The sequence below is a fragment of the Halorubrum lacusprofundi ATCC 49239 genome, from assembly GCF_000022205.1.
Lineage (GTDB): Archaea > Halobacteriota > Halobacteria > Halobacteriales > Haloferacaceae > Halorubrum > Halorubrum lacusprofundi.
This window is the reverse complement of record NC_012029.1, coordinates 718,632-732,156: the sequence shown is the minus strand read 5'-3', so window position 1 is coordinate 732,156 and position 13,525 is coordinate 718,632. Positions and strand designations below refer to the sequence as shown.

The window sequence follows — 13,525 nt, the reverse complement described above, 5'->3', positions numbered from 1 at the left end:
GAACGTGGCCCGTGTTCCTCCAAAAGGGTTCCGGGGTGTCTCGCGACCCGCTCTACACGCGTACAGTGGTATCACTTCTCCCCCAACAGGCCGATCCTCGATTCCGGAGAAACAGATGACGGAAGGAAAATTTATCCGCGCTCCAGTCTTGCTCATCTGTATAGTGAACACCGAGCCCAGCGGGCGGTCGTCCGTCCTCGTTCTCGCTGGCGACGCGGACGAGGCGGCCGACGTGGCCGACGCGTTGGAAAGCGCCGACGCCGCTCCCGCACCCGTCGACGGCTCCCCCCGACCTTCCGTCGACGACGCCGTCTCCCCCACCTCCGTCGACGACCTCGCGACCACGGACGTGGCTATCGTCCTTGACGCCGAGGGACTCGACGCGATCCGTGGTCAGAACCGGTCGTGCCGTGTGGTCGCGTTCGTTGACGACCCCGCCACAGAGCCAGCAACCGATCCCCTCGTCGACGTGATTGCGACCACGCCGGCGGATCTCGATGCGACGCTCCGCTGGTTCGCGGCCAGAGGCGAGTCCGGCATCGACCGCGACGACCCGACGCGAACGCCTTCGCGGATCGAGCAGCTCAACGCAGAGGTGACCCGCCTCGCGTCGGTCAGGTCGATAGAGGGGGCTCACCGAACCGCGATCGCCGTCGCCGCCGAAGTGTTCCCGCGGTACCACTGCGTCGTCGGCGTCCGCGACGGGGAGTGGGTCGAACCGATCGCGACCTCGTCCGGGGTCTCGATCGACGACTGTAACCGCGTTCGAGTCGGGCGCGGCTCGGCCGGAACTGCGATCGATACCGGCGATCCGGTGATCGAGTCCCGAACGATAGGCGAGGCCCCCTACGACGCGCTTCTCTCGCTTCCGGTCGGCGACGAGACGGTACTCCAGCTCGCGGCCGACGAAGACGATGGGTTCGACGCAGGTGACCGCCGCCTCGCGGAGCTGCTCGCGTCCCACGTCGAGGAGACGCTCGACAGGATCCGCGCCGACGAAGCGCTTCGGACCGAGCGGGACCACCTGCTCGCGCTGTTCTCGAACGTCCCCGACCCGGCGATCGCCTACGACTACGTCGACGGCGAGCCGATCGTTCACCGAGTCAACGACGCGTTCGAAGAGACGTTCGCCTACGACGCCGATCGCGTGGTCGGCGAGTCCGTCGACGACTATATCGTTCCCCCCAGCGACGAGGCCGAAGCCGAGGCCGTGGAACTCAACGAGCGGCTTCAGTGCGGCGAAAACGTCAGACGCGAGGTGACCCGCGAGACCGCTGACGGCCTTCGACACTTCATCCTCCACGTCGTGCCGATCCGGCTCGACGCCGAGAACGTCTCCGGATACGCTATCTACACCGATGTGACGGAGCGACGTGAGCGCGAGGCGGCGCTCCGCAGACAGAACGAACGGCTCGACGAGTTCGCAAGTATCGTCTCCCACGACCTCCGAAACCCGCTTTCCGTCGCAGAGGGATACGTCACCCTCGCGAACGAGACCGGCGAGATCGCCCATCTCGAGAAAACCCTGGAGGCGCTGGACCGCATGGACGAGCTCGTCGGCGACCTGCTCTCGCTGGCCCGACAGGGAGAGGCGGTCGGCGAGACCGAACCCGTCTCGATCGAGGCGATCGCGAGGGACGCGTGGGAGAGTGTCGACACCGACGGCATCGAGCTCGTCGTCGACGGCGACGTGACGATCGATGCAAGTCCGACCCGGACGCGAGAGCTGCTGGAGAACGTGTTTCGAAACAGCGTGGAGCACGGCCGGCGCTCCTCAGGTGGGAACGACGGCGGCGACGGCAAGCCGCTTACGGTGCGCGTCGGCGACACTGCGTTCCGCGGCGACGACGGGACAACGGGGAGCGGCTTCTTCGTCGAAGACAACGGTTGTGGGATCCCCGAGGGCGAGCGCGACCGCGTGTTCGAGAGCGGATTCACGACCGAGGAGGGCGGGACCGGCCTCGGGCTCGCGATCACGAAGCGGATCGCCGACGCGCACGACTGGCAGGTGCGCGCGCTCACCGGCGAGTCCGGCGGGGCGCGGTTCGAGTTCAAAACGTCGTGACCGCGGCGGCTCCGCCTGAAGAGACCGACCCCACCGACTCCGCCCCGCCAACTGCTCCGGTCCGAAACGACCTTACGCCGCGCGCTCGCCTCTCCGGTATATGGTCGAGAACGTCGTCTATCCCGCGTACTTCGACGCCGACCGATCGCGGTCGGAAGGGCGTCGTGTCCCGATGGATCTCGCGATCGAGGAGCCGACGGTCGACGAGATCGCGAAGGCAGTCCAACAGGTTGGGTACGACGCGGTGATCGAACGCGAGAAAACCTACTCTCGGGAGTTCAAGCCGCGAGGCGCGGTGGTCGTCCGAGGGACCGAGGACACCGCGAAAAACGACCTCGTGCAGGCGATCGCCGCCTACCTCGGGGTCATCCGGGAGTGACGATGCGCCGCGTTGGTACCGTCGTCCGCACCGCCGGCGGGCTCGCAATCGCACGCACCGAGGCGGGCGCTGAGCCGCCGCGGATCGGCTCGTCCGTAGTTGACGAGTCGCTTGCGACGGTCGGGCGCGTCGTCGACGTGTTCGGCCCCGTCGATCGCCCCTACGTGGCGGTGACGCCGAACGACGACGACCTCGCCGCGCTCGTCGGTGGGAAACTATACGCGCGCTGACTCAGTCCCCGGCCGTCGCTTCCCCGGCCGTCGCTTCCCCGGCCGTCGCTTCCTCTTTTACGACGTCGAAGTCCGCCAGCGTCTTCGTCGAGCGGACGAGCCGCTCGGAGACGACCAGCTTCTCCGTGCGGTCCAGCCGCGCCCAATCGATCTCCGCGGGCGGCGACTCCTCGAACGCACGGAACTGCTGAAACACCGCGTCGTTGACGAACCGCTCGAACGAGCCGCAGTTTGGACACGTCACCGAGAGGTGCGACGTGTCGAACTCCCGGCTCACGGTGTGTTCCAGACAGTTCAGACAGCGGTACGCTCGTTTCCTACTCATACCGGATCGACGCGCCGGACGCGGGAATACCTGCGGGTACCGGACGGACGGTCGAGCCGAACGGAACCGAGAAGCGGGAGCGGACCGCGAGGCCGCTAGAACAGCGCCGACGCCGCGGCCTCGGCGGTCTCGATGACCGGTCCGAAGCCGGGTAAGAGTAGCACCGTCGCGACCGCCGCGAAGATGACCGCGGCGTACAGCCCGGTCGGCCGCACGTCGATCACGTCCAGCGAGCTCGACGACGCGGGGTCGTCGATGAACAGCGCCTTCACGACCCGGCTGTAGTAGTACAGCGAGACGACGCTGTTGACGGCACCGAACGCCGCCAGCCACAGGAAGCCGTTGTCGATGGCTCCCATGAACAGGAAGTACTTCGAGAAGAACCCGGCGAAGGGCGGCAGCCCGGCGAGCGAGAACATGAACACAGCCATCGCCGTCGAGGCGACAGGCGCGCGCCGCGCGAGCCCGGCGTAATCCTCGAAGGTCCGGCCGACGCCCCACCGCTCCGCCATCGCGACGAAGAGGAACGCGCCGGTGTTCATGAACCCGTAGACGAGCAGGTGCGCCATCGCCGCGCCCATCACGGCGCCGTTTGCGCTCCCTCCTTGCGAGAGCGCCGCGACGCCGATGAGCGCGTAGCCCGCGTGTCCGATGGAGGAGTATGCGAGCATCCGCTTGACCTCCTCCTGAACGGCCGCCGCGAAGTTACCGAGCGTCATCGTCACGGCCGCGAGCACGCCGAACGCCAGCACCCAGTCGATGCCGGCGGCAAGCGACGCGCCCACCGGGAACGCCTCGGTGAACAGACGGAACGCGACCACGAAGCCGGCCGCCTTCGAGGCGGACGAGAGGAATGCGCTCACCGGTGCGGGCGCACCCTCGTATGCCTCCGGTGCCCAGAAGTGGAACGGGACGGAAGCCGTCTTGAACGCGACGCCGCCGAGGATCATTACGATCCCGAGTCCGGCGACGCCAGCGAGGCCGTCAAGCGAGCCGATCCCCTCGGCGACGTCACCGAGTAGCAGCGATCCGGTCGCCGCGTACACCAGCGAGATTCCGAACAGGAAAATCGCTGAAGAGAGCGCCCCGATGAGGAAGTACTTCATCCCCGCCTCGACGCTCCCGCGGTCTCGCTTGAGGTACGCGACGAGCACGTACGACGGCAGCGACACCATTTCCAGAGCGACGAAGACGACCGCGAGCGAGTTCGCGGCCGCGAGCAGCGCCATCCCGGTCGCCGCGAACACGACGAGCGAGTAGAACGCCGCTGGGTTCGTGTGGTCGTGGAAGTAGTCGTGGGCTGCGACGACGACCAGCGCCGTCACGGACGCGAAGATGGCGGTGAAGAACAGCGCCATCGTGTCCACTTTGATCGCCTCGGCGAACAGAGTGATCGCGCCGCCGGTGTCCGCACTCCCGGTGCCGGAGACGACCAGCCAAACGCTCGCCGCGAGCGCGGCGAGCGATCCGAGTGCGCCGACGACCGCCATCGAGGTGTTCGACCGCGCGTCGGGGCTGATGGTGTCGACGAGCAGCAGCGCGAGTCCCGTGAAGGCGAGCAGGAAGACGGGCAGTAGCGCCGCCATCTGCGGAAGCGTGTTAACCATCGACGGTCACCCCCTCGACCACGGGAACGGCGGCATCACGTATCATCTCGAAGAAGATGTCGGGTGCCACGCCGAGCACGATGATCGCCACCAGAAGCACCGCGAGCGGGGCGACATCGTGGAACGGCGCGGGACCCACGTCGTAGTCGGTTTCGAGCTCGAAGGGCCCGAACAGCGTGCTCTGCATCGCCGACAACAGGTAGCCGGCGACGATGACGATACCGAACATCGCGAGCGCCGTGAAAATCGGCGCGTACGGAAGCGCCGGGGCGGCAAACGAGCCCACGAAGATGAAGAACTCCCCGGCGAAGCCGGCCATCAGCGGGAGCCCCATGTACCCGAACGCGCCGGCGACGAGGATGCCCACCGCGACGGGCATCCGGTCGGCCATCCCGGACATGTCGCCGACCATTCGCGTGTGCGTCGCGTTGTAGATGACGCCGACGGCCATGAACATCAGCCCCGAGATGAGGCCGTGTGCGACCATCTGGAACGTCGCGCCGCCGACGCCGTACTCGGTGAACACGATCAGTCCAAGGATGACGTACCCCATCGACGAGACGGAGGAGTACGCGACGATCCGCTTGAGGTCTTTCTGACCCAGCGCCAACATCGCACCGTAGATGACGCTAATGACAGCGATAGCAGCGATCGGGACCGCGAGTGCGGACGCCTGCTCCGGGAGCATCGTGAAGTTGAACCGGAGCAGTGCATACGTCCCCATCTTCAGGAGCACGCCCGCCAGCAGCACCGACACCGGCGTCGGCGCCTCCACGTGAGCGTCGGGGAGCCACGTGTGGAACGGAACGATCGGGACCTTCACCGCGAACCCGAGGAACATCGCGAGGAACGCGATCATCGCGATCCGGTCCGGCGAGATGCCGAACCACGTTCCGAGACCGCCGTCAGCGATCGCCTGCGTGATCTCCGGCAGCGCGAACGAGCTCACGGAGTCGCCGAGCGCGAACGTCAGCGACATGAAGCCGATGAACATCAACAGCGACGCCGCGTTCGTGTACACGAAGAACTTGATCGCGGCGTACTTCCGGCGGGGACCGCCCCAGATACCGATGAGGAAGTACATCGGCACGAGGACGGCCTCCCAGAAGACGAACCAGAGGAAGAAGTCGAGCGCGGTGAACACGCCGAGCAGGTTCGCCTCCATGAACAGCATGAGCCCGTAGAACTGGCTCTGGCGGGCGTCGATCGGCGTCCACGCGCTGACGATCGCGAGCGGAACGAGGAACGTCGTGAGCACGACGAGCGGGAGGCTGATCCCGTCGACGCCGACGAACCACGACACGGTCCGTCCGCCGACCTCCAACCACTCGATCTGGGTCGCATAGGCAATATCACCGCCCGTGAGGGCGTTGCCGGCGCTTTCGAAGCCGGACCAGAGGTACAGCGAGCCGGCGAACGGAAGCAGGCTGAACGCGAACGCCAGCCGCCCGGCCCACTCATTCGGGGCGAGCAGCACGAGGAGTGCGGCCACGAACGTGACGCCGATGAGGGCTTCGATCATCACAGGAACCACCCCCCTGTCACGCCGAGCGCGAGAAGCAGCGCGATGAGCCCCAGCGTGAGCAGCATGGCGTACTGCGAGACCACGCCGCTCTGGAGCCGGCGGACCCGGCTCCCGCCGAAGAGACTCACCGACGAGACGCTGTTGACGACGCCGTCGATGATACCTTGATCGAAGGTGTTAGCGCCACCGGCGATATCCTCTGTGCGATACGCGAGCCATACCTGCAGTTCGTCCAAGTAGTAGTTGTTGTACAGCACGTCTTTGATCCCGCCGAGCTTCGCCGTATGCTCCGTCGGCGACGGAACGTTGTAGAGCCGCCACGCGACCGTGAGGCCGGCCAGCGCTAAGCCGAGCGAAACAGCCGCGCCGACGAGCACCGTACCGACCTCGCCGCCGACAAGGGACCCGCTACTGTACGGGCCCAGATCCGCGTAGTGGTGCGAGGAGAGCCCCTCGATGCCGCCCCACTCGTTGTCGAGCCAGCGGTGGAGGATGTCGATCCCCTCCAGTCCGAGGACCTTCTGAACCGGCACCATGTTGATGAACCCGGTGACGACCGCGAGCGTGCCCAGCACAGTCAGCGGCCCCTTCACGTTCCAGCGAACGGGTTCGGGGTCGCGTGCGGTCTCGCTCCGGGGCTCGCCGTGGAACGTCAGGAACACCATTCGGAAGGTGTAGAAGGCGGTGACGGGCACCGCGAGCAGTCCCATCAAGTAGCCGCCAAGCAGCAGCGGGTCGTTGAGCCCGTGGACAAGCGCCTCGTAGAGGATCTCGTCTTTCGACCAGAAGCCGGCGAACGGGAAGATGCCCGCGAGCGCGAGCGAACCCGCCAGGAACGTGTAGTACGTCACCGGCATCTTCGATTTGAGTCCGCCCATATCCCACATGTCCTCGTTGTGGTGCATCGCGATGATCACCGCGCCGGCGCCGAGGAACAGCAGGGCCTTGAAGAACGCGTGGGTCGTCAGGTGGAAGACCGCCGCAACGTACCCGCCCGCGCCGAGCGCGAGCATCATGTACCCGTACTGTGAGATGGTGGAGTACGCGAGCACCTGCTTCAGTTCGTCTTTCACGAGCCCCATCGTCGCCGCGAACAGCGCGGTGAAGCCGCCGATGAAAGCGATAACCGCGAGCGCTGTCGGCGACAGCGCGTAGAAGCCGTACATTCGCGCGACGAGGTAGACGCCCGCCGCGACCATCGTCGCGGCGTGGATCAGCGCGGAGACGGGCGTCGGGCCCTCCATCGCGTCGGGGAGCCACGTGTGCAGCGGGAACTGCGCAGATTTCCCGACGACGCCGCCCAACACAAGCAGGCCGACGACCGTCAGCCACGTCTGCAGTTCGACTCCGCCGGGTGTCCACGCGACCGATCCGGAACCGTTGAGCGCCGCGTCGGCGAGCGCGGGGAACGACCCCTCACCGGCGAACTGTGCGGTGCCGAACGTCGCGAGCACGGCGACGACGCCGATCAGGAAGAAGTAGTCCCCGAACCGCGTGACGAGGAACGCCTTCTTCGCCGCCGACGGCGGGCCGGGCTCTCGGAAGTTGAAGCCGATGAGCAGGTACGAGCAGAGCCCGACCAGCTCGAAGAACATGAACGCCATCAGCAGGTTGTCGGCGACGACGAACCCAAGCATCGAGGCCGTGAACAGGCCGAGCCCGGCGTAGTACCGGGGCAGCCCCGTCTCGCCCTCGTCGTTCATGTAGCCGAGCGAGAACACGTGGACCAGAAGCGCCACGAGCGTCACGATGACGAGCATGAGCGCCGATAGGGGGTCGATCAGAATACCGAATGACAGCTCGACATCCGTCGGACCGATGCCGCCCGCGCTCGCCCACGTGTAGAGCGTACGGTTCGCCGCCTCCCCGCCTGCGACCGTCGCGAGCACCCACAGCGAGAGCAGGAACGATCCTGCCGTCGCCGCGATGCCGCCGAAGGCGCCCCCCTTCGGGAGATACTTCCCGACACCGAGGGCGATCAGGAACGAGAAGAACGGGAGGAGAACGATCGCCGGAACGTATGAGAACACATCTATCATGTTACCACCTCATCTCCGTTGGAACGGTCACGTCGGTGACCCCGAAGTTACGGTACAACACGAGGATGATGCCGATCCCGATCGCGACCTCCGCGGCCGCAAGCGCGATGACGAACAGTGCGAACACTTGCCCCGTGAGATCGCCGTAGTACAGCGCGAACGCGACGAAGTTGATGTTCGCGGCGTTCATCATGAGCTCGATACTCATCAGGAAGTACAGCGCGTCTCGCCGCGTGAGCACTCCGAACAGGCCGATACAGAACACCCCGGCGGCGAGCAGCAGGTACCACTGGGGCGGGATCGAAGAAGCGACGGCGGTCATTGCCGCTCACCTCCCTCGCGCCCGCCGTCGGTGAGCACAGTGCTCATCGCGGAGACGATGGAGCCGTCCTTCTCGCGTTTCGCCAGGTAGATGGCGCCGTCGACGGCCACGTCGAGCGCGACCGCCGCGATCAGGAACGCGGCGAGGAAGCCCTCGGACGGCACCGAGCCGAGCTCGTACTCGCTGAGGTTGAAGAGTGCGTACCCAATGTTGTGGACGATCGACGCGTCCGCCGGGAACGCAGCAACTTCGCCGAAGTCGGCCGACAGCACCGTCAGTGCCATGATGGCGAACAGGAGTCCGACCGCGACTGCGGGCACGAGACGCCCGCGGCTCCGGGAGTCGTCGTTACTCATGCGCTATTCACCTCCGTTTCCGTGTCCGATCGCGTGAGCATCACGGCGAACGTGACGAGAATCAAGACCCCGCCCACGTAGACGAGGATCTGCATGGCGGCGATAAACTCCGCCTGCAGCATCACGTAGTGCACCGCAACGCTCGTCAGGGCACCGCCCAGAAGCAACGCGGCGTGGAACACGTCGCGCGCCAGGACGACCCCGAGGCCGAACGCCAGCGTGACCGCGGCGAACAGCCCGAACGCGATGGTAGCATAAACCATTGTGTTTGTCTCCTATGAGAGTCCCTTTGAAGATTTCGAGACGCGCCCGTTACTGGTAGTCGACCTCGCCGTCTCCCTCCCCGATCCACGCGCCGCGATCGGGGTTCCGGGACTCCAGCGGGTCGATTCCCTTGTACCACGGGACGTTCTTGAGCTGTTCTTTGTTGAACACGAAGTCGTCTTTCGTGTCCGCGGTGAACTCGAAGTTCTGTGTCAACAGGATGGCGTCAACGGGACAGACCTCCTCGCACAGTCGGCAGTAGATGCACTGCCCGATGTGGAGGTTGTACTGCTCGCCGTTGCGTTGGTCGTCCTGAACGATCTGAATCGTGTCGTTCGGGCAGACGTTTTCACACTGCCGACACCAGATACACCGCTCCTGGCTGAACTTGTGGACGCCACGGAAGCGCGGACTCACCTCGGGCGCTTCCTCCGGGTATTCCACCGTGAACGTCTTCCCGTCCAGCGCGTGTTTCATCGTCGTCGCCATCGATTTCATGAGTCCGATCATATCAGGCGATCACCCCCACGATTACGGCCGTGAGCACCAGGTTCGCGAACGACAGCACTAACATCCCTTTCCAGCCGATCTCGATCAGCTGATCGATCCGGACGCGAGGGATTGCCGCGCGGGCCCACTGCGTGAACAGGAAGAAGCCCCAGACCTTCACCACGAACCAGATGAAGCTGATGCTCTCCGGGCCCGGACCGGACGCGCCGCCGAGGAACACCACGGAGAGGATCGCACCGCCGAGGAAGATGTGGACGAACTCGCCGAGGTAAAACAGGACGAAGTACGCCGATGAGTACTCCGTCTGGTACCCCCCGACAATCTCCGTCGGTGCCTCGGGGATGTCGAACGGATTCCGCCCGATCTCCGCCATGTTCGCCGTGAGGAACAGCACGAACGCGAACGGGTTCACGAACGCGAACCACGCCGGGATGTCGAAGCCGGCGATCGTCACGAGCGTCTCCGTCTGCGCCCCGACGACACCGCTTATCTGGAGCGTCCCTGCGAAGACCACGACCGACATCGCGGTGACGATGAGCGGGATCTCGTACGCGAGGTTCTGCGCGACGGCGCGGAGCCCGCCGAGAAGCGAGTACTTGTTGTTCGACGCGTAGCCGGCCATCACCAGCGAGACTGAAGCGATGGAGGCGAACGCGAACACCAGCGCCAGCCCGACTTCGGGGTCGGCGAGGTGAATGTTCAGCGGGCCGATCTGGCCCATCGGGATCACGGAGAACCCGAGCATCGCCGACGCCGGCAGGAGGATCGGAGCGATATCCCACGTCGGGCGGTCGACCCCCTCGGGGATGATAAGCTCCTTCGCGAGCAGCTGGACGGCCGCCGCCGGGATAATGAGTAGCCCGAAGGGCCCGATCCGGTTGACCGCGATCCGGTCGGTGAACGCGGCCGTGATCTTCCGTTTCGCCCACGGTCCGGCGATGCCGGAGAACGCGAGGATGATGTTGGCGACGAGCGCCGCCCCGATCAGCGAGGCGACGACCTCACCGAGCACGCCCGGAAGTCCGAACGTGTCGACGAGGAACTCGGGAAACAGCTGTGCGGGTGCCGTCCCCATCAGCGGTCCACCTCCCCGAGAACGATGTCCAGGCTACCGAGCGCGGCGACCACGTCGGGGATGTACTCCCCGTTCGCCATCTCCGGAAGCGTCTGGAGGTTCGAGAAGCAGGGCGATCGGATCTTGAACCGAGCCGGCTTATCGGTGCCGTCGGCCCGGATGTAGATGCCGAGCTCTCCCTTCGCGCCCTCGACGGCGCGATAGATCTCGGTGTCGTCATCCGGACGCAGCGTGCGCGGCACGTTCGCCTGGATGTTGCGCTCGTCTTCCGGCCAGTCTTCGAGCAGGTCGACACACTGCTCGATGATCTTCGCCGACTCCTCGACCTCGCGCATCCGAACGAGCAGACGGCTGAAGTTGTCGCAGCCGTCCTCGGTGATGACGTCCCAATCGAGCTCGTCGTAGTACCCGTACGGGTCGTCGCGGCGCAGATCGTAGTCGACCCCCGATCCGCGAGCGACGGGACCGGTCGCGCCGTAGTTCTTGGCGACCTCCGGCGGCAAGATTCCCGTGTCGATCGTCCGCATCTGGAAAATCTCGTTGGAGGTGATGAGATTGTGGTACTCCTCGACGGACTCCGGGAGGTGGTCGAGGAAGTCCCGAGTCTTCGAGAAGAACTCGTCGCGCGGCTCCGGCAGGTCCCAGACCACGCCGCCGAGCCGGAAGTAGTTGAACATCAGCCGCTGGCCCGTCAGATCCTCCAAGAGGTTCTGGACGCGCTCGCGGTCGTTGATGGCGTACATGAACGTCGCCGTGAAGTCGCCGTTAATGTCGAGCGCGAAGGTGGCGAGCGCGAGCATGTGTGCGGCGATCCGACACATCTCGGCACCCATCGTGCGGATGACCTGCGCGTACTCGGGCACCTCGATGTCGGCGAGGTCCTCGGCCGCGCGGGCGTACGCCCACTCATTGAGCAGGCCCGCCGAGATGTAGTCCCAGCGGTCTGGGTACGGCATGATCTGGTGACGGTACGTCCCCGACTGCGCCATCTGCTCCTCGCTGCGGTGGAGGTAGCCGATGTCGGGCTCGACGTCGACGACCTGCTCGCCGTCGAGGACCGTCTTCAGGTGGAGCACCCCGTGGGTCGCAGGGTGGTGCGGCCCGATGTTGAGAAACATCGTGTCGGACTCAGCGTCCTTGTGGTGCTCCTGCAGCGGGTTCGCGTGCTCCGGGAGACTAGCGATCTGCGGCCGGTCCTGGTCGTAGTCCATCGAGAGGGGATGGCCCTGCCACGTCTCGGGGAGTAGGATCCGGCGTAGATCGGGGTGGTCGTCGTACTCGATGCCGATCAGATCGTACGCCTCCCGTTCGTGCCAGTCGGCGGTGCGGAAGACGGGCTCGGCCGACTCGGAGACGGGGTCGTCCTTGTCGGCGGGGACGACGACGCTGACCTCCTGGGTCGGGTCGTCGAACTTCTTCAGGTGGTAGATCGATTCGTACCGGTTCTCGTACTCCTGTGCGGACACCACCGAGAGGTGGTCGTATCCCGCCTGCTCTTTCAGGATCGAGAGCGTCTCCTGGACGGTGTCGGGCCGAATAACGAACCCGGGCGCGTTCAGGTGGTCGTCGCGGTCGACGACGAGGTCGCCCAAGAGCGCCTCCAGCTCGTCGGGAGTGCGCTCGCCGGCGCCGTCATCGACGGAGTCGGGTCGTTCGAGGCTCATGGTGAATCAGCGAAGTTGTACCGCATAACGAGTTCGTCGTCTTCGACCTGATCGGCGAGCTTGTCGACAAGCTCGTCGCGTTCGAGGTCGGAGAACTCCTCCAGCTCGTACGGCTTGACGGTGACGGGCGCGGCCTCGCCGTTGGCGACGCGCTCCTGCAGCTTCACGACGCCGTAGACGAGCGCCTCCGGACGGGGCGGGCAGCCGGGGACGTGGATATCGATCGGGATGACCTCCTCGGCGCCCTTGATCACGTTGTACCCCTCCTGGAACGGACCGCCGGAGATAGTACAGGAACCCATGCCGACCACGAACTTCGGCTCGGGCATCTGGTCGTACACGCGCTTCATCCGCGGCGCGAACTTCGAGACGATCGTCCCGGGGACGATCATCACGTCGGCTTGCCGCGGCGACGCACGGGGGACACCCGACCCGAAGCGGTCGAGGTCGTGTTTCACCGCGTAAGTGTGCATCATCTCGATGCTGCAGCAGGCGATACCGAACTGCAGCATGAACATCGAGGATCCACGACACCAGTTCAGGAACTTATCGAACTTGGTGAGGATGAACGGCGAGGAGCCGAACGCCTCGCGAAGACGGGAGTTGAATCGGTCTCCCTGCCCGGTCATCCGGCTGTCGCGGGTCTCGGTTACGACTTGCGATTCGTCGGTGATGAATGGTTGATCGCTGCTCATTAGTTGAGGTCACGCTCCGTCTTTCGACTGGTCGCGCGGGGACTCCGGGCCCAGCTGATGGCGCCGGAGCGCCACGCCCAGACGAGCCCGACTGCGAGGACGCCGACGAAGGCCAACATCGGCCACAGTAGGTCGATCATCGGCACGCCCGCACTGATCGCCGGACGGTAGATGACGGCCCACGGGAACAGTAACACGGTCTCGATGTCGAACACGACGAACAACAGCGCGACCATGTAGTACTGGATGTTGAACCGGATCCGCGTCCCGCCTGTCGGGGTCTCGCCGGACTCGTAGGTGGTACTTTTACCGGTCTCAGGCACACTCGGACGGAGCAACGCCGACACGGACATCATCGCTAGCGGGATGACCAGGCCGACGACCGCCAAGGCGCCAATCGCTATCCAATCGCTCATATAGGTCTCCGTAACGTGCTGGGGTTTGGACCGCCCCCTCATAAGCGTTGAGT

At 65.4% G+C, this 13,525-nt stretch carries 15 protein-coding genes; 3 read left to right on the top strand and 12 right to left on the bottom strand.

The genetic code is table 11. The features are described from left to right. Positions 1–115: 115 nt before the first annotated feature. The 3 genes from HLAC_RS03560 (at position 116) to HLAC_RS03550 (ending at position 2,674) form a co-directional block, all read left to right on the top strand. On the top strand, positions 116–2,065 hold the full coding sequence (locus HLAC_RS03560; RefSeq protein WP_012659950.1) for a sensor histidine kinase: 1,950 nt from the start codon (positions 116–118) through the stop codon (positions 2,063–2,065). 100 nt (positions 2,066–2,165) lie between these two features. Next, the gene (gene srp19 / locus HLAC_RS03555) at positions 2,166–2,444 is read left to right on the top strand and encodes a signal recognition particle subunit SRP19 (protein ID WP_012659949.1); all 279 of its coding nucleotides are present in this window, start codon (positions 2,166–2,168) and stop codon (positions 2,442–2,444) included. Between the two features lie 2 nt (positions 2,445–2,446). Next, positions 2,447–2,674, top strand: coding sequence for an H/ACA ribonucleoprotein complex subunit GAR1 (locus HLAC_RS03550; RefSeq protein WP_012659948.1), 228 nt, complete (start codon positions 2,447–2,449; stop codon positions 2,672–2,674). A gap of 1 nt (position 2,675) precedes the next feature. Here the strand turns inward: HLAC_RS03550 and HLAC_RS03545 are convergent, their stop codons facing one another. The 12 genes from HLAC_RS03545 to HLAC_RS03490 form a co-directional block, all read right to left on the bottom strand. After that, complete coding sequence (locus tag HLAC_RS03545) at positions 2,676–2,999, bottom strand: hypothetical protein (protein WP_012659947.1); 324 nt, start codon at positions 2,997–2,999, stop codon at positions 2,676–2,678. 95 nt (positions 3,000–3,094) lie between these two features. After that, positions 3,095–4,606, bottom strand: a complete 1,512-nt coding sequence (locus tag HLAC_RS03540; RefSeq protein WP_012659946.1) for an NADH-quinone oxidoreductase subunit N — start codon at positions 4,604–4,606, stop codon at positions 3,095–3,097. Beyond that, positions 4,599–6,128 (bottom strand): complex I subunit 4 family protein, encoded by a 1,530-nt coding sequence (locus tag HLAC_RS03535; RefSeq protein ID WP_012659945.1) that lies wholly within the window; start codon positions 6,126–6,128, stop codon positions 4,599–4,601. The genes HLAC_RS03540 and HLAC_RS03535 overlap by 8 nt, the downstream gene beginning before the upstream one ends. After that, on the bottom strand, positions 6,128–8,170 hold the full coding sequence (nuoL, locus tag HLAC_RS03530; protein WP_012659944.1) for an NADH-quinone oxidoreductase subunit L: 2,043 nt from the start codon (positions 8,168–8,170) through the stop codon (positions 6,128–6,130). The genes HLAC_RS03535 and nuoL overlap by 1 nt, the downstream gene beginning before the upstream one ends. 1 nt (position 8,171) lies before the next feature. Then, complete coding sequence (gene nuoK / locus HLAC_RS03525; protein WP_012659943.1) at positions 8,172–8,492, bottom strand: NADH-quinone oxidoreductase subunit NuoK; 321 nt, start codon at positions 8,490–8,492, stop codon at positions 8,172–8,174. Further along, positions 8,489–8,848: a hypothetical protein gene (locus HLAC_RS03520; RefSeq protein ID WP_012659942.1), complete on the bottom strand. Its 360-nt coding sequence runs from the start codon at positions 8,846–8,848 to the stop codon at positions 8,489–8,491. The genes nuoK and HLAC_RS03520 overlap by 4 nt, the downstream gene beginning before the upstream one ends. Beyond that, positions 8,845–9,111: an NADH-quinone oxidoreductase subunit J gene (locus tag HLAC_RS03515; RefSeq protein ID WP_004049822.1), complete on the bottom strand. Its 267-nt coding sequence runs from the start codon at positions 9,109–9,111 to the stop codon at positions 8,845–8,847. The genes HLAC_RS03520 and HLAC_RS03515 overlap by 4 nt, the downstream gene beginning before the upstream one ends. A 49-nt stretch (positions 9,112–9,160) precedes the next feature. Continuing rightward, positions 9,161–9,622, bottom strand: coding sequence for a NuoI/complex I 23 kDa subunit family protein (locus HLAC_RS03510; RefSeq protein ID WP_012659941.1), 462 nt, complete (start codon positions 9,620–9,622; stop codon positions 9,161–9,163). 1 nt (position 9,623) lies between these two features. After that, complete coding sequence (locus tag HLAC_RS03505) at positions 9,624–10,697, bottom strand: complex I subunit 1/NuoH family protein (protein WP_012659940.1); 1,074 nt, start codon at positions 10,695–10,697, stop codon at positions 9,624–9,626. After that, the gene (locus HLAC_RS03500) at positions 10,697–12,361 is read right to left on the bottom strand and encodes an NADH-quinone oxidoreductase subunit D (RefSeq protein WP_012659939.1); all 1,665 of its coding nucleotides are present in this window, start codon (positions 12,359–12,361) and stop codon (positions 10,697–10,699) included. The genes HLAC_RS03505 and HLAC_RS03500 overlap by 1 nt, the downstream gene beginning before the upstream one ends. Next, entirely contained in the window at positions 12,358–13,056 is a 699-nt protein-coding gene (locus HLAC_RS03495; protein WP_012659938.1) for an NADH-quinone oxidoreductase subunit B, read from the bottom strand. The genes HLAC_RS03500 and HLAC_RS03495 overlap by 4 nt, the downstream gene beginning before the upstream one ends. Further along, the gene (locus tag HLAC_RS03490; protein WP_012659937.1) at positions 13,056–13,472 is read right to left on the bottom strand and encodes an NADH-quinone oxidoreductase subunit A; all 417 of its coding nucleotides are present in this window, start codon (positions 13,470–13,472) and stop codon (positions 13,056–13,058) included. The genes HLAC_RS03495 and HLAC_RS03490 overlap by 1 nt, the downstream gene beginning before the upstream one ends. Positions 13,473–13,525 lie beyond the last annotated feature (53 nt).

Coding starts and splice junctions, on each gene's coding strand:
- HLAC_RS03520 (WP_012659942.1), bottom strand. CDS start 8,848: ATGAGTAACGACGACTCCCGGAGCCGCGGGCGTCTCGTGCCCGCAGTC.
- HLAC_RS03560 (WP_012659950.1), top strand. CDS start 116: ATGACGGAAGGAAAATTTATCCGCGCTCCAGTCTTGCTCATCTGTATA.
- HLAC_RS03535 (WP_012659945.1), bottom strand. CDS start 6,128: ATGATCGAAGCCCTCATCGGCGTCACGTTCGTGGCCGCACTCCTCGTG.
- HLAC_RS03515 (WP_004049822.1), bottom strand. CDS start 9,111: ATGGTTTATGCTACCATCGCGTTCGGGCTGTTCGCCGCGGTCACGCTG.
- nuoK (WP_012659943.1), bottom strand. CDS start 8,492: ATGACCGCCGTCGCTTCTTCGATCCCGCCCCAGTGGTACCTGCTGCTC.
- HLAC_RS03540 (WP_012659946.1), bottom strand. CDS start 4,606: ATGGTTAACACGCTTCCGCAGATGGCGGCGCTACTGCCCGTCTTCCTG.
- HLAC_RS03510 (WP_012659941.1), bottom strand. CDS start 9,622: ATGATCGGACTCATGAAATCGATGGCGACGACGATGAAACACGCGCTG.
- srp19 (WP_012659949.1), top strand. CDS start 2,166: ATGGTCGAGAACGTCGTCTATCCCGCGTACTTCGACGCCGACCGATCG.
- HLAC_RS03550 (WP_012659948.1), top strand. CDS start 2,447: ATGCGCCGCGTTGGTACCGTCGTCCGCACCGCCGGCGGGCTCGCAATC.
- HLAC_RS03505 (WP_012659940.1), bottom strand. CDS start 10,697: ATGGGGACGGCACCCGCACAGCTGTTTCCCGAGTTCCTCGTCGACACG.
- nuoL (WP_012659944.1), bottom strand. CDS start 8,170: ATGATAGATGTGTTCTCATACGTTCCGGCGATCGTTCTCCTCCCGTTC.
- HLAC_RS03495 (WP_012659938.1), bottom strand. CDS start 13,056: ATGAGCAGCGATCAACCATTCATCACCGACGAATCGCAAGTCGTAACC.
- HLAC_RS03490 (WP_012659937.1), bottom strand. CDS start 13,472: ATGAGCGATTGGATAGCGATTGGCGCCTTGGCGGTCGTCGGCCTGGTC.
- HLAC_RS03545 (WP_012659947.1), bottom strand. CDS start 2,999: ATGAGTAGGAAACGAGCGTACCGCTGTCTGAACTGTCTGGAACACACC.
- HLAC_RS03500 (WP_012659939.1), bottom strand. CDS start 12,361: ATGAGCCTCGAACGACCCGACTCCGTCGATGACGGCGCCGGCGAGCGC.